The sequence below is a fragment of the Paenibacillus nanensis genome (assembly GCF_003583765.1).
In the GTDB taxonomy this organism is placed as follows: Bacteria; Bacillota; Bacilli; order Paenibacillales; family Paenibacillaceae; genus Pristimantibacillus; species Pristimantibacillus nanensis.
In genome coordinates, this window is record NZ_QXQA01000024.1 from 15210 (window position 1) to 35095 (window position 19886).

The window sequence follows — 19886 nt, forward strand, 5'->3', positions numbered from 1 at the left end:
GGTTCTATTGCTATACCGAAAAAACTATAATATACTATTCCAATGAAAATACTATGAATTGAACGGCTTGCAACAGGGGGTGTTTCGGCTGATTGAATTAATAGATATCGAGAAAGCGTACATACGGAAAAAGGCAGAACCGTTTGTCGCTTTGCGCGGCGTTAACTTAAAGCTGGAGAAAGGCGAAATATTCGGCGTGATCGGACGTTCCGGCGCAGGCAAGAGCACGCTGCTCCGCAGCATCAATCTGCTGGAGCGGCCAACCAGCGGAACGGTGATCGTCGGAGGAGTCGATCTAACCGCCTTGGGGGAAAAGGAGCTGCAGGAGAAGCGGAAAAAGATCGGGATGATCTTTCAGCATTTCAATCTGCTCTCGACCGCGACGGTTAGAGATAATATCGCGTTTCCGCTTAAAATATCAAAGCTTTCGTCCAAAGCGATTAAAGAGCGGGTAGATGAGCTGCTCGAGCTTGTCGGATTGACGGCACAGCAGCATCAGTATCCAAGCCAGCTGTCAGGCGGACAGAAGCAGCGGGTGGGCATAGCGAGAGCGCTGGCCAACGATCCGGAGGTGCTGCTTTGCGACGAAGCGACCTCGGCCCTCGACCCTCAGACGACGGACAGCATTTTGTCGCTTCTGAAGGACATTAACCGCAAGATGGGCATTACGATTCTGCTGATTACTCATGAAATGGCCGTCATCCGTTCGATTTGCGACCGGGTAGCGGTGATGGAGCACGGGCAAATCGTGGAGAGCGGTACGGTGCTGGACGTCTTCCTGAACCCGGTGCATTCGATTACGAAGGAGTTCGTAAGCGAGGTATCCGATACGCTCGGGAACGACACGCTTAGCGCCTTTGAAGGAGACGGCCGGGTCGTGCGGATTAACTTCCGCGGCGAGCAGACGTACGAGCCAGTCCTATACGAGACGGTTCGGGGGACAAATGCTACGTTCGCGATATTGCAGGGGACGGTTTCTCGTATGAAGGATGTCCCTTACGGTCAGCTCATTGTAGAACTGCGAGGCAGCGACGATGATGTGGATCGGATTATCGCCGAGCTTAAGACGCGCGGATTGGCGGTGAACGAGCTATGATGATGCTGGCTGCGAATGTTGAGAAAGAGCCTACGTTCTGGCAATCGGTTATGGAGATCGATTGGAAGGTCGTCGGCAAAGCGACGAACGAGACGCTGTATATGCTTGGCTATTCCTTGCTGTTTACCGTTATTCTCGGCTTGCTGCTTGGCGTTCTTCTGTTTCTGACGTCGGATAAGCAGCTCCTCGGCGGCAAGTTCTACGCGAGGATTATTTATGGCGCGCTTTCGCTTCTCGTTAATGTGCTTAGGTCCGTACCGTTTGTCATTCTGATGATTCTGATTATGCCGTTTACGAAATTTCTGGTGGGCACGAAGATCGGCGTAGTCGGCGCGATACCGCCGTTAGTTGTGGCGGCGGCGCCGTTTTTCGCAAGGCTGGTCGAATCCGCGCTGCGGGAGGTGGACCGCGGCGTTATCGAGGCGGCAACGGCTATGGGGGCGTCCAAAGGGATGATTGTCCTGCATGTGCTGCTTCGGGAAGCGCGGACGGGGCTCATCGCGGCGGTAACGATTACAGCAGTGACCCTCGTTTCGTATACCGCCATGTCCGGCGTCATCGGCGGCGGCGGCTTGGGCGACCTTGCGATGCGTTACGGCTACCAGCGGTTCATGATTGAAGTCATGGCGGTAACGGTCTTGCTTATGCTTATTTTGGTTCAAATTCTGCAGATGGTCGGGGATGCGCTCGTGCGATACTTTAGCCGTAGGTAGGAAGAACATATATATTTATTATTTTTTGGGAGGGTTTTGTCATGAAAAAGAAATCAACGCTTTGGTTTGCATTGCTTGCAATCGCGGTTATGCTGGCTGGCTGCGGCAATAACGGTGGCAATACGGGCAACAATACGAGCGGCAATGCCGCGCCTTCGAACGATGCCGGTCAGGCAACCGAAACGCCTGCGACAGATGAAGTCGTAACGCTGAAAGTCGGCGCTTCGTCCGTACCGCATGCGGTGATCCTGAATAACCTGGTTGATACATTGAAGGAGCAGGGCGTAAACCTCGAGGTTGTCGAATTCAGCGACTACGTTCAGCCGAACGAGCAGCTGTACGAGAAGCAGCTGGATGCGAACTACTTCCAGCACGTGCCTTACTTGGATCAATTCAACAAGGACAAAGGGTATGATTTGGTGAAGGTAGCAGGCGTTCACGTTGAACCGTTCGGCGTTTACTCCAGTAAGATCAAAGCGATCGAAGAGCTGAAGGACGGCGCGAAGATTGCGATCCCGAACGATCCGTCCAACGGCGGCCGCGCACTGATCCTGCTTGCTCAGCATGGTTTGATCGAGCTGGATGAAAGCAAAGGCGTAGATGTAACGGTTGGAGATATTACGGCGAATCCGCGCGAATTCGAAATCGTCGAGCTGGAAGCCGCAACGCTTCCGCGCGTGCTGGATGAAGTCGACATCGCGGCGATCAATACGAACTATGCGCTTGAAGCGGATCTGAATCCGACGGAAGACGCATTGTTCATTGAAGACAAGGATTCCCCTTATGTTAACATTCTGGTGGCGCGTCCCGACAATCAGAACGATCCAGCCATTCAGAAGCTTGTGAAAGCTCTGCAATCGCCGGAGACGGAAGCGTTCATCAACGAAACCTACAAAGGCGCGGTTGTGCCGGCATTTCAATAATCGATTGAACAATGGAATGAGTTAGACAAAGAGGTAAGGGATATGGTTCCCTTGCCTCTTTTTTATTTGGTTGCTGATTCCGTCCCCGCACACATCAAAAGGATGCAATTTACCCATAATATGGGGTGAGATGCACGAACTTATAGCGAGATCCATGCGATTGGAGGTCGGAAATGAAAGAAGGGAGGCCGCTCGTCGTCTTTTTGATCGTTCCCCTGATGCTAGCAACTGTGGCTTGCAGCCAAAGCTCGAATACGGATCTCCCCGCTGCGTCTCCGCCTGCCGCTCAGACTGCTGCTGCGGTATCAGGTTCGGAGAAGCTGCTGCTCCGCTATCTTATCAACCAGCAAACCGGCGAATTCGGCGTCTTTACCAACCGTTTGGATTCGAGTCAGGAGGAGCAAGCGGCGTCCGGGCATGAGGTGCTCAGCGAATCCGCAGGCTTGCTCATGAGGTACTATGTGAACGTCCGGGATGAAGAGGGCTTTAAGAAAGCGTGGGCGGCCGCCCGGCAAACGTTCGACAGCGAACGTCTATTCAGCTACCGCTTCAGCCCGAAAGGGAACAAAAAATATCCGGTTAACGCGGCTGTCGACGATCTGCGAATCATTAGGGCTTTATACGAAGCGTCTGATGCTTTTGGCGGAAAGGCGTATCGGGAAGAAGCGAACCGGTATGCGAAGCGATTCTATTCCACCAACGTGCGGGACCGCAAGCTCTTCGATCTTTATGATGAGGACTACGACGCAAGGAATCGGTCCATCACCTTATGTTACATCGATTTATTTACGCTGAGGAAGCTGCCGGTCGACAAGGATGAGAGCGAGCGGCTGCAATCCGCCATGCTGAACGTTATTCAAAAGGGCTACCTCTCCGATACATTTCCGTTTTACGAGACGCGTTATGATTACGAAACGTCGCAATACAGCTCGGAGCACATTCATGCCATCGAATCGCTGCTGACGATTTTGCATTTGGCGGAAATCGGACAAAGCCAAGCAAGCAGTATCGCTTATATAAAGAAACAAGTGACAGAAAATCATTTGTTCGGCGAATATACGAAAGCGGGCGAACCGGCAAACGATATACGTTCAACCGCCATTTACGCGATTGCGGCGCTTATCGGACATGAAACAAGCGATGACGAGCTTTATTACGGCAGCTTGGAGAAAATGAAGGCATTTCAAGTGATGGATCCCTCCAGCCCTTTGTACGGCGGCTTTGGAGACCCTGCCTCGGGGCAGGCGTATTCCTTCGATAATCTTATGGCGCTGTTGGCATTTTCGGTTAAACGTTAGCGAGGAACGAGGCTTATTATGTCAGAACGCAGCTTGCAGCCAGCTCATAGAGTGAAGACTTTCCTTCGTTTTTTACCGCCATCCGTCGCTGCGGCTGCAGCGGCAGGCATCATTACGATCGTCGCTTTGTTCATTCCGCCATTTATCGGGATAGCGGACAACGGCGACTATTATCGGATCGCGTACGGGAACGGGTTGTATTTTAACGCGCCGGATTATACCGAACAATATTTCGGCTACTTCGTGAAGGATTACGGCATTTTTCAATATTTCAATGAAAATGCGGGAGCGCTGGCCTCGTCGCAATCCCTCTTTATTAAGCTATCCATCGTCTTGAACAAAATGGTTTACAGCCCGGCGGTATTCGATATCCGAATACAAGGGGCCGTGTATGTGCTGCTATACGTTGCTGCGATTTATCTGCTGGTGGAAAGCTTAACATGGAGCATCCCGAAAAAGCAGGGCTATGCGATTGCCGTCATCGCCGTTTTTATGTTTGCGGATACCGGTTATACCGCTTATTTTAATTCCTTTTACGGCGAAAGCGTGGTGCTCATCATGGCTATGCTGGTGATGGCTTCCGGCATGCTGCTTTATCGGAATCGCTACAATGATTACGCCATGCTGACGGTATTTGTACTCAGTACGCTGCTTCTAACGACCTCGAAGCAGCAGAATGCTCCAGTCGGCGTTCTTGCTGCCGGATTAACCGTTCTGTTCGTTTTTTTAAGAAAAAACGGCATGTACAGATTGATCGCGTCTCTGTCGTGTCTGTCGTTAGCCGCCGCAGGCGTGTTAACCTACACGCTTATTCCGAAGGAATTCGTAAATATTAACCAGTATCACGCCATGACGCGCGGACCGCTCTTGCTGACGGATAATCCGGAGGAAACCTTGAAGGCCTTCGGAATCAGCAAACAGTACGCAATTTTGGCGGGGAGCAATTATTACGAAACCTATACGACGATCTCCGTGGATTCACCGGTTTTGCAAGAGGACTTCTTCAACCGGTACGGATTTGTTTCGATCATGGGCTACTATATATCGAATCCGGACAAGGCTGTTCAAATGCTTAACATAGCGGCGCGGAACGCGTTTACGATACGGCCGATGGCCATGGGGAATTTCGAGAGGTCGGAGCATAAAGGGTTTGGCGAACAGACAATGTTTTTTTCAGGCTACAGCCTGCTGAAAATGAATCTTTCCCCGAAAACATTCGGATTTATCGTCATATGGACCGTTACCGTTATCGGCCTCTATCTCCCTTCGTTTATTGCAGCGTTAAAAAAAAGAAACCGCCGTGGCATGATGCGTCTCCCGCTCTTATTGACGATGATCCTCGTCGGTTTGTCGGGCATTGCCGTCTCGATTATCGGCGCGGGCGATGCGGATCTGGCCAAGCATGAGTTTTTGTTTACGGTCGCCTTTGATCTCGTTACCTTTGTGGTCATCGCAGACCTGATCAGAAAGCAGCTCTGGCGCCAGGAAAGGCTGGGAGGAGGCTGACAGTCGTGAGACGGAATCCAATAACCGCGCTATTACTTGCATTGTTCGTCTTTGAACTCCTTTGTGTCCCAAAGCCGAAGGCACATGCCGCCGAAGCCGAGCAGGCCTCGATTCTTTTGGTTTACGATCGTCTGGCAGCCGGCACGGCGAAGGAAGGGAATGTCGAGGCGATGCTGAAGCTGCTATCCGCAATGGGGGCGGGGGTGAAGCTGATGCCGGTTGAACGTTATGAACCGGGATTGCTGCGCAATTTCGAACGGCTTATCGTCGTTAGGAACAGCCCGGAGCTTAAGCTCCGCAATGAAGGCTTTGAGAGAGAGCTCGCTTCTTATTCAGGAGCTTATCTGCATATTGGGGATGACCCTTCGGCGGTTATCGAATCCGGCCTGCAGCTGCAGATAAGCGCGTTGAAGGCGAGAGTAGTATCGTTATCCATCGGGCCTATCCGGCAAGCGGAGCTCCCCGTCCGCGGCATGCAAATTTCTATCGCGGCTCATTATGCCGGGGAAATGTACGGTTATGTGGAGGCCAAGGAACTGCGGCAGCCCGCGCCGTTTGGAATTAAGAACGGCAGGCTTGCTGCCGTTCCGTATTTCGAAGCGGGAGCGGCGGCCGAACTCGCAATGGCTTATGTGCTTAAAGCTTGGCTGGGCGCGAACGTGGACGGGCAAGCGTATGCGCTGTTTAAAGAAATTTATCCTTTTACAGATCTCGGAGCGCTTCAAGCCGCTGCCGACCGTCTGTACGACTTGGGGATTCCGTTCATTTACAGCGTACGGCCTGTATTCGCGAATACCGATTATCCTGCCATGCAGCGATACCTTGAATTGCTGAAATATGCGCAAAGCCGGAATGGCGCCATCTTGGTCAACGCGCCTGTCATCTCTCCCGTTGCCGGTAATCAGGAAGACAGCCTGCGCGATAAAATGGCGGGGTTTATCGATTTGCTCGCGGAGCATCGGATTGTCCCCCTTGGCATTGGCGCCGATATGGATATGTATTGGCGGAATGAACGGAATTTCATGAGGGAGGGCATGCCGTTTTTTGATTCGTCGGTCTTATTCCCTGGCGAAAGTCCCGTGAATGTAACGGAAGGCGAATCGACGTCCTTTGCTTCGTCGATGCTTAGCCTGCGATGGCGGGATGTGGAGCCTCTGCTTAACGAACGATGGCTTGTTGAGCCGCTGCCGCTGCATCTTGCGGTTACCTTTGATTTTCCGGAGGACGCTGCGGGAGCGGATGCGGTGCTGGAAGCTTTGAAGGGCGGCTGGCTGTCGTTTTCGGATTACAAGACTCTCCCGCATACGACTAAGACCGAATCGCATGTGCTGAAATCTGAAAACGGGCAGCTCATGAAGGACGGTCAAGCGGTCAATCTGAATGCGGCAGTGAGTGTGGTCAGCGCTGATTACGAATATAGAGAAAAGGAAAAAGAAAGCTTCAAGCGGTTTTTTACCGTGCAGAATAACATTTATCTGGTTGTCATAGGCATTGCGCTTCTGTTGTTTAGCGGTTTATTCGCGGCGGGATTCCGGTTGTATCGGCGGAAGTTCAAGAAATGAGGGGTGACGAATGACGACAGCGGACATCTTGATGGTCATTGCCGTATTCTGCGTATGGTCGCTGCTGCTGGTGAACATTGTCCTCATTATTGCAGGCTATCTGTTTTATATGAGAAGCGAAAGCGAGCCTGCTCCAGAGATTATGGGCGACGTTCCATTCGTCAGCATCATGGTTCCGGCTCACAATGAAGGCAAAGTGATCGTTCCTACCGTGGAAGCTCTCCTTGCGCTGCATTATCCGCATGACCGCTACGAGATCATTGTCATTAACGACAACTCCTCCGATAACAGCGCCGAGCTGCTTGCCGCCTTGCAATCGAAGTATGCCGGGAGAAATTTGATTCTGATCAATACGGACGCCTCTACCGGCGGAAAAGGCAAATCGAACGCGTTAAATATCGGCTTCAAACAAAGCCGCGGAGAGCTCATCGCGATTTACGATGCGGATAACACGCCGGAGAGAAAAGCGCTGCTCTATTTAGCGGCCGAGCTGACGCGGGATCCTTCATTGGGAGCGGTCATCGGCAAGTTCCGTACCCGGAACCGGAACGCAAGCCTGTTAACAAGGTTTATTAATATCGAGACTTTATCGTTCCAATGGATGGCGCAGGCCGGCAGGTGGCGATTGTTCAAGCTGTGCACGATACCGGGCACCAATTTTATGATGAGACGCGGCATCGTCGAAAAAATCGGCGGCTGGGATGTGAAGGCTATAGCGGAAGATACCGAAATCAGCTTCAGAATTTATAGGATGGGCTACCGGATCAAGTTCCAGCCGAAATCGGTCACTTGGGAGCAAGAGCCGCAGACGCTAAAGGTATGGTTCAAGCAGAGGACAAGATGGGCCAAAGGAAATATTTACGTCATTATTAAAAACGCGCCGCTATTATTGGAGCGGTCCGCCCGAAAGGTTCGGTTCGATATTTTATATTTTTTGTCCATCTACTTTTTGCTGTTGTCTTCCTTAATCGTATCGGACGCGCTGCTGGTTTTGCACGCATTGGGGCTTGTCTATACGACGATAGCCGGCTTTAGCTCGCTTCTATGGGCGCTCGCCATTCTTCTATTTATCGTAGGCACATTTATTACGCTTACGACGGAGAAAGGGGAGATGAGCCTCTCCAACTTGTGGCTGATCATGCTCATGTATGTGACGTATTCCCAGCTTTGGATGGTTGTCGCGGGCTATGGCTTCTATACCTATCTGAAGGATTTGGTGTTCAAAAAAGAAGTGAAATGGTACAAAACAGAGCGTTACTGAAAGGGGCTTACGAGATGAGAAAAAGGATGGCCCGATTTGCCGCTTTATTCCTATTCCTAATATCGGCTGCTCCGCTAACGTTTGCTCAAGCCGCATCGGTTCATTATCCGATTCAATTGTCGGAGCAGGAGCGTTCCTTGTCGGACGCGATGGCGACGAACGAAAGCTATTTTCATATCCCGCCGTATTGGAAAGTTGAACAAGCGGCGCTTGGACTGGACTATACCGCGACCCCGATCGCCCAGCGCGATCAATCAAGCGTGACGTTATTCATGAACGGGATTCCGTTTCATTCCTTCCGTCCCGATGCCGACGGCTTGAAGCACTCGATTGGAGCCGCGATTCCTGTGGAGCTGCTGGTCGAGGGGACGAATCGTTTGACGGTTCGGGGGGACGTGCGCACGATTGAGAACGAGCTTGTATGCGTCCCCGACGATAAGCGGGATAATTGGCTGAACATCCATCCATCGACGGCGGTTGATATGCAATATGCGATTTTGCCCTTGGACGGCACGATTCGTGATTTTTACGAACGGTTTGCGGGGATGGATACGATGAGCGATTCGCAGAGCGCGGTTATGGTTCCCGCGGCAAGCGAGAACGCCGAGCTGGAAGCGGCCGCATACGCCATCTCCGGTTTCTCCAAGGCGGATATTCGCAAGGAACGGCCCGTCTTGATGATCCCGTTCTCTGAATCGCAGTGGACGGCGAAGCCGTATACGGTTATCGTCTCGCTGTATAATCGATTGCCTGCCGATATTCGGCGGCAGCTTGATGAGCGGGACTGGAGCAAGGAGGCCGCCGTTCAATTAATGAGGCTTCGCGGGCAGCATGTGCTCGTAGCAACGTCGAACGAGCCTTCCTTATTAGTGAAGGCCGGAAGGCTGCTGGCCAATGAGGAGCTGGTGAGCCAGCTCGATCGTGACCGGACGTCGATAACGGCCGAGACGAACGTCGATACGCCGGCTGTCGAAATCAACCGCGCGCAGAGATTGACGGAAACGGGTGACACCTTATCGGGCATGAAGCATCAAGTCAAATCGTATTATATCGCCTTGCCCGCGAACCGATCGATTTCCGATGCCAGCAAAGTGAAGCTGGATTTCCGCTATGCCAAAAATTTAGACTTTACCAGATCGATGGTTACCCTGCTCGTCAACGACCGGCCGATCGGCAGCAAGAAGCTAAGCGAAGAGCTGGCGGACGGGGATAGTCTGACCCTGCCTATTCCGAAAAATTTGGATGTGGCGGGTGATTTTACGATTTCTGCTGCTTTTGAGCTGGAGCTTGCAAGCCGATATTGCGCGGAAAACGACGAAAATATGCCTTGGGCGCATATTACCCCGGATTCGATGCTTCAGCTTAATACGAAAGACCGGACCGACCTGCTGTTTGATCATTACCCGTATCCGTTTCTTCGAGACGGGATTTTTAATCATGTGGCGGTCGTGCTGCCAAAGGAGAAGGACGCGCACACGTATGAAGCCGTGGCGAACGTCTTTACGCTGCTGGGACAATATGCGGAAGGGAATATTGGCGAGATCCGCTTCTACACGGATGACGAGCAGGGAGATCCTTGGCAGAACAGCAATGTCATAACAATAGGGAGCTACTCCGAAAACCGGCTTGTCCGCGAAGCGAACGATGTCCTCTACTTTCAATTCAACCCGGACGGCAGCGCCTTTATTTCGAATGAAAAAATGAGCATCGATCCGGTTTATGGCGGCAGGCTGGGCGCGCTGCAATTTATGGAATCCCCCTACCAAGACGGATTCGCTATGCTTGCTGTCACCGGCACCGGCCCGGAATACGCCGCAATGGCGTCAAAGCTTATCGCGCTTGAGCGAGATAAGTGGAAGATATGGGGCGACGCTGTCGTGACGGATACGGACGGCGTCATCCGCGCTTTCCGGTTCAAGCTGGAAGCGGAAGCCGAGCCGGAGAGCGGGCTTGAGCAAATCCTGCATAGAACGGATCTGCTGACCTTTATGACGGCATCGATCCTCGTTCTCTCGCTCGTGATCGTCTCGCTCCTGCTGCTGATTCGGAAATACCGTAACAAGCGGGGGGGACGCGGGTGAATCGAAGAGCAAGCGGATTGTTGTCGGATCTTGGTTTATTGTTTTTTATTCTTTTATGTTTTGTCGGTGTAATGGTTGTAGCAAGCGACCCTAACCGATTTATGGAGCGCATCCTGCTGCTCAATTTCGCAATGCTGGCTGCGATTATTACTTACTTCACCAGCATGACCTTCGGCTTGCTGCTTCATATCGTGTTTATTTTCGGTTACGGAACCTATACGCTGTATCAGGCGATCGTGATCGGCCAAACGGTGGGGCCGGATACTTACTTCTGGCTGCTCATGACGCCTCTCTATACCGTTGCGGTATGGCTGCTGACGCTCGGTATGAGGCAGCTGCAGACGGAGAACAGCTCTCTGAAGGAGTCGAACGCCCGGCTTGCGACGATGGACCGCAGCACGAATCTTCGCAACGCGTTGTTATTTCAGAAGGATGCCACGGTTTATATGGCGCTTTCTACGCGTTACGGCATTCCGCTCACGCTGCTAGTGATGCAGGTTCGTTATTGGAACGAGGTCCGCCGCATGATAAGCGGAGAACAGATGTCGGAGGCGTTATTCGAGCTGTCCCAAATGAGCGAGAAGAGCATCCGAAGCAACGACACCATCTACATGCTCGACAACGAAAATGCGACGTGGGGACTGCTGCTGTTCACGGACAAGGAAGGCGCAACAATCGTAATGGACCGGCTGAGATCGAGCGCGCGGCAATTAGGCGGCGGGGAACGGGCAGGCGGTTACCAGGTGAAGCTCGAGCTGCGGATCGGCGCCAGCCAGTACGGCGCGGAGTCGGTGAAATCGCCTCTGGATTGGATCGAGAAGGCGCGGAAGCAGCTGGAGTACGACGTATAAGGAATAAAACTTTTGATTTGAGCCGTTGGAATGGGTAAGATAGGGGATAGTATAGCTCTGCATGCATGAGCAAAAGCAAGAGCACACATCAATGACGGGAGAGATTGACTGTGGCCTATAAATTCGATGAGCTGATTAACCGGAAAAATACCCGTTCCTACAAATGGGATCAAGTAGGACCGCTGTTCGGCAGCGCGGATATACTGCCGCTGTGGGTGGCGGATATGGACTTTCCAAGCCCGCCTGCCGTGCAGGAGGCATTGAAGAAACGCGTGGACATTGGCGCTTACGGCTACGCGATCCGGACCGATGAGTACGCTGACTCGATCATGAGCTGGTTCGGGCGCCGGCACGGCTGGAGCCTGCAGAGGGAATGGATCTCGGACAGCCCGAGCGTCGTGACGACGTTGAGCCTCGCCGTCGAGCAGTTTACCGCTCCGGGAGATAAGGTTGTCATTCAGACGCCGGTCTATTATCCGTTCTATGATGTCGTAAGAGACAATGGCAGGGAGCTGGCGCTGAATCCGCTGCAAATCCGCGACGGTCGTTTCGAGATGGATCTCGCGCATCTGGAATCGCTGTTTAAGGACGGCGCCAAGATGATTCTGCTCTGCAATCCGCATAATCCGGGAGGACGCGTCTGGAGCAGGGAGGAGCTGGCAGCTTTGGGCGAGCTCTGTCTTCGCTATGGCGTCATCGTCGTTTCGGATGAAATTCATTGCGATCTGGTATATCCGGATTATGAATATACACCGTTCGCTTCCCTTTCGCCGGAGCTGGCCGATAAGACGATTACATGTCTCGCCGCGACCAAAACGTTTAATTTGCCGGGCCTTCACACCTCGTTTATGGTCATTTCGAACCGGGACATGAAAGCGCGGCTCGACAAGCGCATCAAGACGCTGAGCATCCATATGTCGCATCATTTCGCCCAGGAGGCGGTGATCGCCGCCTATACCGAAAGCGAGGACTGGCTGGACGAGCTGCTCGTTTACGTGAAAGGCAATCTGGACTATGCGCTGGACTATTTGGCGCAGCAGCTGCCGCAAGTGAAGCCGATGAAGCCGGAGGGCACATATCTGCTGTGGGTTGACTGCCGTTCGCTTGGTCTCGACAAGCAGGGGCTGAAGCAGCTGATGTACGAAAAAGCGAAGGTCGCGTTCAACGAAGGCTCGACCTTCGGCACAGAGGGGGAAGGCTGGCTGCGCATCAATCTCGCATGTCCGAGGTTCGTGCTGGAGCAGGCGCTGAAGCAGTTCTGCGAAGCGGCAAAAGGGATTAGTTAATCGCGACAAGGCAGCCGAAATCCTGCATGGATAGGCTGCCTTGTTTTTTTGGCGTATTAATTGTCTGGATGAACAAGCCGGACGATTCGCGATAGAGCGGAGTCTTTGCTTACTACTTGCTTATCGCCGTGCTCGCGCTCCGTGTATTCCACTTCGCCGCTCGCGGCAAGCTTGCCGACGACCACCCGTACCGGTATGCCGATGAGCTCGGAGTCGTTCAGCTTCACGCCGAGACGTTCGTCCCGGTCATCCAGAAGCACCTCTATATCTTGTCTCGTCAGCAAATCGTACAGCTCCTCCGCCAACCGCATTTGCGTTTCGTCCTTGATCGATACGGGTACTAGATGGACATGGAAAGGAGCAATAGACAAAGGCCAGACCAGTCCTCGGTCATCATGCCTCTGTTCGGCGATTGCAGACAAAATGCGGGATACGCCGATGCCGTAGCAGCCCATGATCATATGCTGGTCTTTGCCTTCATGATCCGTGAACCGCGCGCCAAGCGCCTCGCTGTATTTTTTTCCAAGCTTAAAAATATGCCCGACCTCGATCCCCCTGTCGAAGCGAAGCGTTCCTTCCTCGCAGTGCGGGCACGCTTCGCCTTCCGCCGCATTTCGAATATCGGCGGTCTGCTCTATGGCGAAATCCTTGCCCGGAACAACGCCGGCGAAGTGATAATCCGCTTCATTCGCGCCTGTGACTGCCGCTTGCATCTCGCCGACGGCTAAATCGGCGAGAACGGGGATTTCAAGGCCGATCGGGCCTGCAAAGCCTACCGGCGCGCCCGTTGCTTCAACCGTTGTTTTGGCATCCGCTAACGCAACGTTTTCAGCGCCTAAAGCATGCTTCAGCTTCAGCTCATTGACCTCATGATCGCCTCTTACCAGCACCGCGACCGGCTTATCGTCCGCCATATAGATCAGCGTCTTAATCATTTCCTGCGGCTCCCTCTTCAGGAGCTTTGTCAGCTGCTCGATCGTGCGCGTATCCGGCGTATGGACCTTCTCCTTCATGCCATTACGGGCGGAGGAGCGGGGAGCTTGCGCTGCGATGGACCGCGCTTTCTCCAGGTTGGCCGCGTAACGGCAATGCGTGCAGGAGACGATCGTGTCCTCGCCGATTTGGGCGAGGGCCATAAATTCGTGCGTGCCGCCTTCGCCGCCGATCGCGCCCGGATCGGCTTCTACGGCAGAGTACCGAAGTCCGCAGCGGTCAAAAATCCGAGTGTACGCGTCAAACATCGCGAGATACGATTGATGCAGCCCTTCCCATGACGTATCGAAGGAATAAGCGTCCTTCATAAGAAATTCCCTGCCGCGAAGCAGCCCGAATCGAGGCCGGCGCTCGTCCCGGAACTTCGTTTGGATTTGATATAAAGTAACAGGCAAGCGGCGATAGGAGTTTATTTCGTTTTTAACCAACGTTGTAATCACTTCTTCATGGGTCGGCCCTAGCGCAAACTCGCGGTCATGACGATCCTTCAGGCGAATCAGCTCAGGGCCGTATACCGCATACCGCCCCGACTCCTTCCACAGCTCGGCCGGCTGCATGACCGGCATGAACAGCTCCTGCGCGCCCGACTTGTCCATTTCTTCGCGTATGATCTTCTCCACCTTGCGCAATACGCGAAGGCCCAGCGGCAAGTAGGAATAAATGCCCGCCGCAAGCTGCCGGATAAACCCCGCTTTGAGCATGTATTGATGACTTGCGGCCTCCGCGTCGGACGGTATTTCTCTCAGCGTGCTGGATAGTAGACTGGATTGACGCATGCTTGTAACCCCCTGTTAATTTGGCTTGGAAAATAAAAAAAACACATTCGCCAGGGACGAATGTGTCGTGGTACCACCCTATTTCGATCGCAGCAAAAAAACGATCCTTGAACTGGTTAACGGCCAGCAACCGGCAGCGGATACTTGCAGTTCACCGCCCGACTCGCAAGGGGGGAAGCATTCGGTCATGCGGGAAACCTTGCAGCCTGGGGCTCCCTCTCTGAATCGCATATACCCGAATCTCATATCCTTGGTCGAAGTCTTTTTGAATATAGTGAGATTTATCTTAATGGAAGAACCTGCCGATGTCAATGGATATGCTCAAGGGAGAAATCCTTCTTGGCTCGCGAGCACGGAACCCTCGGGGAATACCCGCGTGAACGAATCGTATTGCTTCGAGAAGGCTTCGCGCGAATACCAATCCTTCTCGCCAAGCCGTTCGTAGATGGCTTCGAGTCCGAGTCTGCCGGAACGTCTGCCGCCGCTGCCGTCGCCGCGGTAATAATCGTCGATGCAGACCCGGCCGACGACGGAACGAAGCGTTTCCGGGAACGAGCCGCTGCTGGGAAGCATAGGCGCTACCGCGGCCTGCGCAGGCACCCCGGCATCGGCCAGCAGGCGGAGCGCACGCAGCCTTGCCGGAATCGGCGGCGCCGCGGGCGAGAACGCTTTGCGCACGTCCTCGCGGTCCGTCTCCACCGTCATGCTGACCCGCACGCGCTCGCCCAGCCGCTGGAGCAGATCGATGTCCCGCGTGACAAGCGGGCTGCGCGTCTGCAGCAGCAGGAAGTCCGGCGGGTCATCGGCCATCACCTCAAGCAGGGAGCGGGTGATCCCTTCTTTATACTCTGCGGGCTGATAAGGGTCCGTGCTCGAGGACATGAAGATGGTGACGGGCCCCTTCGCCTTGGCTCGCGCCAGCTCTTTGCGGAGAACGGAGGCGGCTTCCGTTTTGACATCAACCCAGGAGCCCCAAGCATCCTCCCGGAATAGCGATACCGGCATGCCGCGTACATAGCAATACGAGCAGCCGAAGGCGCAGCCCGCATATGGGTTTAAGGTATGGCTGTAGCCTTCAAGGAAGCCGCTCCCTTTGTTCAGGAGCGTCTTCGGCTTTTTATAAGTAAGCGACGGTCTCTTCATGCGGCTTATTCTCCCTCGAGGCCGCGCCGCGCTCCAGCGCAAGCAAAGCCTTCTTCATCGCAAGCCCGCCCCGGAAGCCCGTTAAGGAGCCGTCTTTGCCGATCACGCGGTGGCAGGGCACGGCGATCAGGATAGGGTTAGCGCCAATGGCGGCGCCCACGGCGCGCACCGCTGCCGGACTGCCGACAGCCGCCGCGATGTCGGTATAGGTGCGGGTTTCCCCGTAGGGGATCGCCAGGAGGGCGTTCCATACTTTCTGCTGGAACGCCGTACCCCGAACCGCCATGGGGAAGTCGAGCGCCGGGCGTTCACCCTTCATGTACGCTGCCAGCCCGTTCCGGTATTGGGAGAGCCGGACATCGTCGCGAATCAGCGCTGAGCCAGGATATTTGGATAATGTCCATTTCTCCAGCTCCTCCAAGGCTTCGTTCCAGCCCCCGACAAAACAAAGCCCCTCATCGGTCGCGGCCATAAAGAGCGATTGGCCGGAGTGCTCCATGACGGTCCAATAAACGGTTTTGTCCTGCACCTGTTTCTGCTTTTGCTTCTGATTCTGTTTCATTCCAATGATCACCCTTCCTTTCCTAATCGCTGGCTCTGTCGATATTGCGCGGGCGTCTGACCGGTCAGCTTCTTGAACAGTGTCGTAAAATAAGGCGTATTCCGCATCCCGACGTTGTCTCCGATTCGGGTGACGGGAAGCTCGGTAGCAGCCAGAAGCCGCTGCGCCTCCTTCACGCGTGCCTGCTGCAAGTAGGCAAGAGGCGTCATACCCGTCACTTTGCGGAAGGTGCGATGCAGGTGATAAGGGCTGCCGTGGCATAGCTCGCCTAGCGTCGCCAAGTCGAGTTCCTCCTCGTAATGCCGGTCGATATAATCGATGATTTGCTGCGTCCATTCCTCGTCGGGCAGCCGCCCGCCCGCCGGCTTGCACCGCTTGCAGGGACGGTAGCCTGCGGCCGCAGCGTCGGCGGAAGAAGGGAAAACTTCCGCGTTATCCCGATTTGGCGGCTTTGATTTGCAGGATGGCCTGCAATAGATACCGGTTGTCCGGACTGCATAGTAGAAACGTCCGTCGTAATCGGAATCATTGCGGATGATGGCCTGCCATTGCTCTTCGGCGATTTGCCCCGGCCGCCTTTTCCTCTTCATTGCGTTTTCTTCCTCCGCTCGTTTCGTAACCATCGCACCGCCTCCTTTATGTACAGTATAGCCGCTTAAAGGAACAGATGCTCGTCATTTCGTATGGAAGAGCAAGATATCGAAAGAAAAAAAGAAAAGGCCGGAACCCGCGTCATGCGAGTCGGCCTTTTCTAGCATTCCATTAGAGCAGCGATTCCGCTCCGTCGATGTACACGGTCGTGCCCGTAATGTGGCTCGACTCGTCCGATGCGAGGAACAGCACCAAATCCGCGACTTGATTCGGGTGCCCGGCTCTTCGTTCAAGGGGCTGGTTGCCTTCCGGATAAATGACGGGGATTTTGATATCATTCACTTCCGGCGTTGGGTGCGTATTTTGTCCGATGTTCGTCTCGATGGCTCCCGGGCAAATGGCGTTCACCCGAATGCGGTGATGCGCGAGCTCAAGCGCCGCCATTTTGGCAAAGGCGACCTGTCCCGCCTTGGAGGCGCTGTAAGCGGACATGCCGAAGCCGGTGAACTTGCGGTTGCCGTTGATGGAGCTTGTAATGACGATGCTTCCGCCGCGCGCGGTCATATGCGGAAGGGCGTACTTGACCGAAAGGAACGTGCCTTTCAGATTGACGCCGAGCGTCCGGTCCCAATCCTCCGGCTCCAGATGTTGAATCGGGGCCAAGGTGCCGTTCACTCCCGCATTCGCGAACAGGATGTCGATGCCGCCGAACTGCTTCGCCGCTTCCTGCATCGCCTGCTCCACCCGCGCGGGATCCGATACATCCGTATCGGCGAAGATGGCTTCCCCTCCCGCATCGCGAATAGCTTGCCGGGTCTTCTCGCTCCGTTCATCGAGCAAGTCAACCAGCACGATCTTGGCGCCGTGCTCGGCCAGCTTCATGGCGGCCGCCCGGCCGATGCCGGAGCCCGCGCCGGTAATAACGGCCACCTTGTTTTTGACTCGTTGGTTTTCGATTGATGTATGGCTGCTCATGATGTTAGCTCCCTTCGTTTCCGAAAATCTTCCTCTTAGCTTTCCATGAAGCGGAGGAATCCATTCCGAAAACGCCGGAACGCTTTGGGCAGGCTACTGGCGTTCGGACAGCAGCTGATACAGACGCGTCAACGCCTTGTTCAAATAACGGTAATAGGTAGCCATCGATAAGTTCAGTCTTTCCGCGACGCGTTCATGAGGGAGACTTTCGCCTGTATAAGCGTACTTCAGCATTTTCCCCCACAGCATTTCGCGGCGGTTCCCTTTCTGCATCCGCTCCATAGCGCTGCTTAGCTCCTGCCGCGCGAGCTGGCCGGCTTCTTGACCTGCGGCCGGCTTGCGATGAGGGAACAGTCTTGCGAATTGTTCAGCCGCGGCCGGCGAATGCGGCAAGCTGTGCCATTGACGGAGCAGGCCTTTGAGCGCGGGAAGGTCCGGAGAGGCTGCCGGCGCAGGCGGCTCCGGGTCCAACGCATTCGGAGCTTGGGTTAACAGCCGGTCAAGCTTGGCCAGGAAGTCCTCCTGGGTCAAATCGAGCGCGAAAGCGCGGTACTCTGTGCCAAGCGGCGTGCGAGCCTCCGCCCATTCGGCGCGTTCGAAGCCGCAATATTCGAATACGGGGAACCATTCCTGCAGGCACGTGAAGTCAAGCAGCCAATCCGCGGCTCCAAAGTGATGGATTATCATATTCAAGAAATAAGACCGGGTTTTAATTTCGATTTCCGGGACCATCCCCATAAACGAAAGGAAATAAGCGTTAGGGACGGGCTTCCAGTTTTGCACAAAGGGCTTTAAAAGCGGCTCCTGCCTGAACAGCTCCAATATTCGCTCCTGAAGCGGGACCATGGCATAGAAGGCGATCATCTCGTCATCCTGCCAAAAGGTGACGAAGGAGGAGGGCGCTTCTTCCCAAACCGGACGGAGCAGCCATGCCATATGATTTTCCGCGGCGCCTGTAGGAAGGGAGTGTCTCAAATAGTGAAGATAGAGGCGCTCAATCGTCGGAAGATCGCTCTGCTGGCATTCTCTCAGCTCAACGAGGTTCAAATGTCCGGAGAAAAAGGTGCTGCGGACGAACGGATGCTCATGGAGATTCATTTTGTCGATATAAAGCTTCTTTTGCAGGTGAGGGCGAAGCCGCTCCTCCTCGAGCAGCTGCGCCAGCGCTCTGCGCCTCATCTGCTCATACGTATTCGGCTTGCGCTGGATCAAATCCTCGAGCGCCCATGCGCGGACGGTGTCATGCAGCATCCATTCGTTCTCCGACCGGATAACGAACGGTAGCTGCACCAGATCTCTGAACGCGTCGGTGAGAATTTCCGTATTCAGGGCGGCTATTAGACGCTCTTCGTTAAACCGCCAATAGACGGAAGCGGCCTCGATAAGACTTTGCACGGACGGCGGCAAATCGCGAAGAAGCTCTACCATCAAAACCTCAATAAGCCGGCCGTGCTCCGTCCGGTCGAACTGTCCCGGATCGCCGGTCCTCAGCATCACTTCCGCTGCGAGGGCCATCGCGAGCGGGATGCCGCCGGAGAATTGCACCAACCGGGACAAAGAGGCGCTTTCGGTAATTCCGCGGCGGCTCGCGTAACGTTCAACCTCGGAAGGCGGAAGCGCGGCAAGCGGAACCTCCCGAGCGAAACTCGTCCATCCGGAACGAAGCCATCCGCCCGACAAGGGATGACGTCCCGCCGAGACAATGCGTATATCCGCTTCCAGCTGCTCGAGCAGACCGATCAACCAGTCCTCCACCGACCGCAAATTTTCGAACGTATCGATAAGCAGAAATATACCGCAGCCATCCCGCGCGGCGCGGCGATTAATGATTTCTACCATTTCCGGCCAGCCGTCACTCTCGTGTACCGATTCGCCGGCATGACGAAGCTGTTCGGAAAGCTGGGCAAGCATCTCCTCCTTCTGGCGTACCCCGCTGCCGCCGTCCAGCTCGTAGCGGTGAAGCTTAACGGCCCCCGTATCGGCTTGCCGGAGCAGCGTTGATTTGCCGATCCCGCCCGGCCCGTAAAAATGAAGCCATTGCCGCCTCGAGTCGCCTGCCGAATGCGCCCGGATCATCTCTAACTCCGCGCTTCGCCCTACAAATTGTCCGCGTTCGGACGAAAGCAGCTTGTCTCGCAACCGCATTGCCGTCCCTCCTTGGAGAATGACATATATCTCCATTATAGCGATCGGATGAATAAGAAACAGCGGTATTTTGCGGTTTTGAGCGAAAAAATTGAGAGTGAATTGATATTGTCCCTGAGAGCGT

16 protein-coding genes are annotated in these 19886 nt (G+C 54.4%); 10 read left to right on the plus strand and 6 right to left on the minus strand.

The window, feature by feature from the left end; genetic code table 11:
* Positions 1–88: 88 nt before the first annotated feature.
* From D3P08_RS25390 to D3P08_RS25435, 10 genes are all read left to right on the plus strand, one after another.
* Positions 89–1096 (plus strand): methionine ABC transporter ATP-binding protein, encoded by a 1008-nt coding sequence (locus D3P08_RS25390; RefSeq protein ID WP_119602961.1) that lies wholly within the window; start codon positions 89–91, stop codon positions 1094–1096.
* Between the two features lie 50 nt (positions 1097–1146).
* On the plus strand, positions 1147–1809 hold the full coding sequence (locus D3P08_RS25395) for a methionine ABC transporter permease (RefSeq protein WP_206099009.1): 663 nt from the start codon (positions 1147–1149) through the stop codon (positions 1807–1809).
* 41 nt (positions 1810–1850) lie between these two features.
* Positions 1851–2732 carry a MetQ/NlpA family ABC transporter substrate-binding protein gene (locus tag D3P08_RS25400; RefSeq protein ID WP_119602932.1) on the plus strand — a complete coding sequence of 294 codons (882 nt, stop codon included), beginning with the start codon at positions 1851–1853 and terminating at the stop codon, positions 2730–2732.
* Between the two features lie 173 nt (positions 2733–2905).
* Positions 2906–4030, plus strand: coding sequence for a glycosyl hydrolase family 8 (locus tag D3P08_RS25405; RefSeq protein WP_119602933.1), 1125 nt, complete (start codon positions 2906–2908; stop codon positions 4028–4030).
* A gap of 18 nt (positions 4031–4048) precedes the next feature.
* Entirely contained in the window at positions 4049–5536 is a 1488-nt protein-coding gene (gene wsfD / locus D3P08_RS25410) for a glycan biosynthesis hexose transferase WsfD (protein ID WP_206099007.1), read from the plus strand.
* 5 nt (positions 5537–5541) lie between these two features.
* Positions 5542–7098 carry a hypothetical protein gene (locus D3P08_RS25415; protein ID WP_119602934.1) on the plus strand — a complete coding sequence of 519 codons (1557 nt, stop codon included), beginning with the start codon at positions 5542–5544 and terminating at the stop codon, positions 7096–7098.
* 10 nt (positions 7099–7108) lie between these two features.
* Positions 7109–8359: a glycosyltransferase family 2 protein gene (locus tag D3P08_RS25420; protein WP_119602935.1), complete on the plus strand. Its 1251-nt coding sequence runs from the start codon at positions 7109–7111 to the stop codon at positions 8357–8359.
* 14 nt (positions 8360–8373) lie between these two features.
* Entirely contained in the window at positions 8374–10440 is a 2067-nt protein-coding gene (locus tag D3P08_RS25425) for a cellulose biosynthesis cyclic di-GMP-binding regulatory protein BcsB (protein ID WP_162848602.1), read from the plus strand.
* Positions 10437–11291 carry a diguanylate cyclase domain-containing protein gene (locus D3P08_RS25430; protein ID WP_240647747.1) on the plus strand — a complete coding sequence of 285 codons (855 nt, stop codon included), beginning with the start codon at positions 10437–10439 and terminating at the stop codon, positions 11289–11291. The genes D3P08_RS25425 and D3P08_RS25430 overlap by 4 nt, the downstream gene beginning before the upstream one ends.
* Positions 11292–11401: 110 nt before the next feature.
* The gene (locus D3P08_RS25435) at positions 11402–12577 is read left to right on the plus strand and encodes a MalY/PatB family protein (RefSeq protein ID WP_119602937.1); all 1176 of its coding nucleotides are present in this window, start codon (positions 11402–11404) and stop codon (positions 12575–12577) included.
* 56 nt (positions 12578–12633) lie between these two features.
* Here D3P08_RS25435 and D3P08_RS25440 read toward each other — a convergent pair whose 3' ends face one another.
* From D3P08_RS25440 to D3P08_RS25465, 6 genes are all read right to left on the minus strand, one after another.
* On the minus strand, positions 12634–14346 hold the full coding sequence (locus D3P08_RS25440; RefSeq protein ID WP_119602938.1) for a proline--tRNA ligase: 1713 nt from the start codon (positions 14344–14346) through the stop codon (positions 12634–12636).
* A gap of 321 nt (positions 14347–14667) precedes the next feature.
* Positions 14668–15489: an SPL family radical SAM protein gene (locus D3P08_RS25445; RefSeq protein WP_119602939.1), complete on the minus strand. Its 822-nt coding sequence runs from the start codon at positions 15487–15489 to the stop codon at positions 14668–14670.
* Positions 15464–16051, minus strand: a complete 588-nt coding sequence (locus D3P08_RS25450; RefSeq protein WP_119602940.1) for a methylated-DNA--[protein]-cysteine S-methyltransferase — start codon at positions 16049–16051, stop codon at positions 15464–15466. Before D3P08_RS25450 ends, D3P08_RS25445 begins: the two co-directional genes overlap by 26 nt.
* Positions 16052–16059: 8 nt before the next feature.
* Positions 16060–16674: a bifunctional transcriptional activator/DNA repair enzyme AdaA gene (locus D3P08_RS25455; protein WP_276311197.1), complete on the minus strand. Its 615-nt coding sequence runs from the start codon at positions 16672–16674 to the stop codon at positions 16060–16062.
* A 139-nt stretch (positions 16675–16813) separates the two neighbouring features.
* On the minus strand, positions 16814–17617 hold the full coding sequence (locus D3P08_RS25460) for an SDR family oxidoreductase (RefSeq protein WP_206099008.1): 804 nt from the start codon (positions 17615–17617) through the stop codon (positions 16814–16816).
* A 93-nt stretch (positions 17618–17710) separates the two neighbouring features.
* Positions 17711–19762 (minus strand): ATP-binding protein, encoded by a 2052-nt coding sequence (locus D3P08_RS25465; RefSeq protein ID WP_119602941.1) that lies wholly within the window; start codon positions 19760–19762, stop codon positions 17711–17713.
* Positions 19763–19886 lie beyond the last annotated feature (124 nt).

Coding starts and splice junctions, on each gene's coding strand:
- D3P08_RS25395 (WP_206099009.1), top strand. CDS start 1,147: ATGGAGATCGATTGGAAGGTCGTCGGCAAAGCGACGAACGAGACGCTG.
- D3P08_RS25400 (WP_119602932.1), top strand. CDS start 1,851: ATGAAAAAGAAATCAACGCTTTGGTTTGCATTGCTTGCAATCGCGGTT.
- D3P08_RS25405 (WP_119602933.1), top strand. CDS start 2,906: ATGAAAGAAGGGAGGCCGCTCGTCGTCTTTTTGATCGTTCCCCTGATG.
- wsfD (WP_206099007.1), top strand. CDS start 4,049: ATGTCAGAACGCAGCTTGCAGCCAGCTCATAGAGTGAAGACTTTCCTT.
- D3P08_RS25420 (WP_119602935.1), top strand. CDS start 7,109: ATGACGACAGCGGACATCTTGATGGTCATTGCCGTATTCTGCGTATGG.
- D3P08_RS25425 (WP_162848602.1), top strand. CDS start 8,374: ATGAGAAAAAGGATGGCCCGATTTGCCGCTTTATTCCTATTCCTAATA.
- D3P08_RS25440 (WP_119602938.1), bottom strand. CDS start 14,346: ATGCGTCAATCCAGTCTACTATCCAGCACGCTGAGAGAAATACCGTCC.
- D3P08_RS25445 (WP_119602939.1), bottom strand. CDS start 15,489: ATGAAGAGACCGTCGCTTACTTATAAAAAGCCGAAGACGCTCCTGAAC.
- D3P08_RS25450 (WP_119602940.1), bottom strand. CDS start 16,051: ATGAAACAGAATCAGAAGCAAAAGCAGAAACAGGTGCAGGACAAAACC.
- D3P08_RS25455 (WP_276311197.1), bottom strand. CDS start 16,674: ATGGTTACGAAACGAGCGGAGGAAGAAAACGCAATGAAGAGGAAAAGG.
- D3P08_RS25460 (WP_206099008.1), bottom strand. CDS start 17,617: ATGAGCAGCCATACATCAATCGAAAACCAACGAGTCAAAAACAAGGTG.
- D3P08_RS25465 (WP_119602941.1), bottom strand. CDS start 19,762: ATGCGGTTGCGAGACAAGCTGCTTTCGTCCGAACGCGGACAATTTGTA.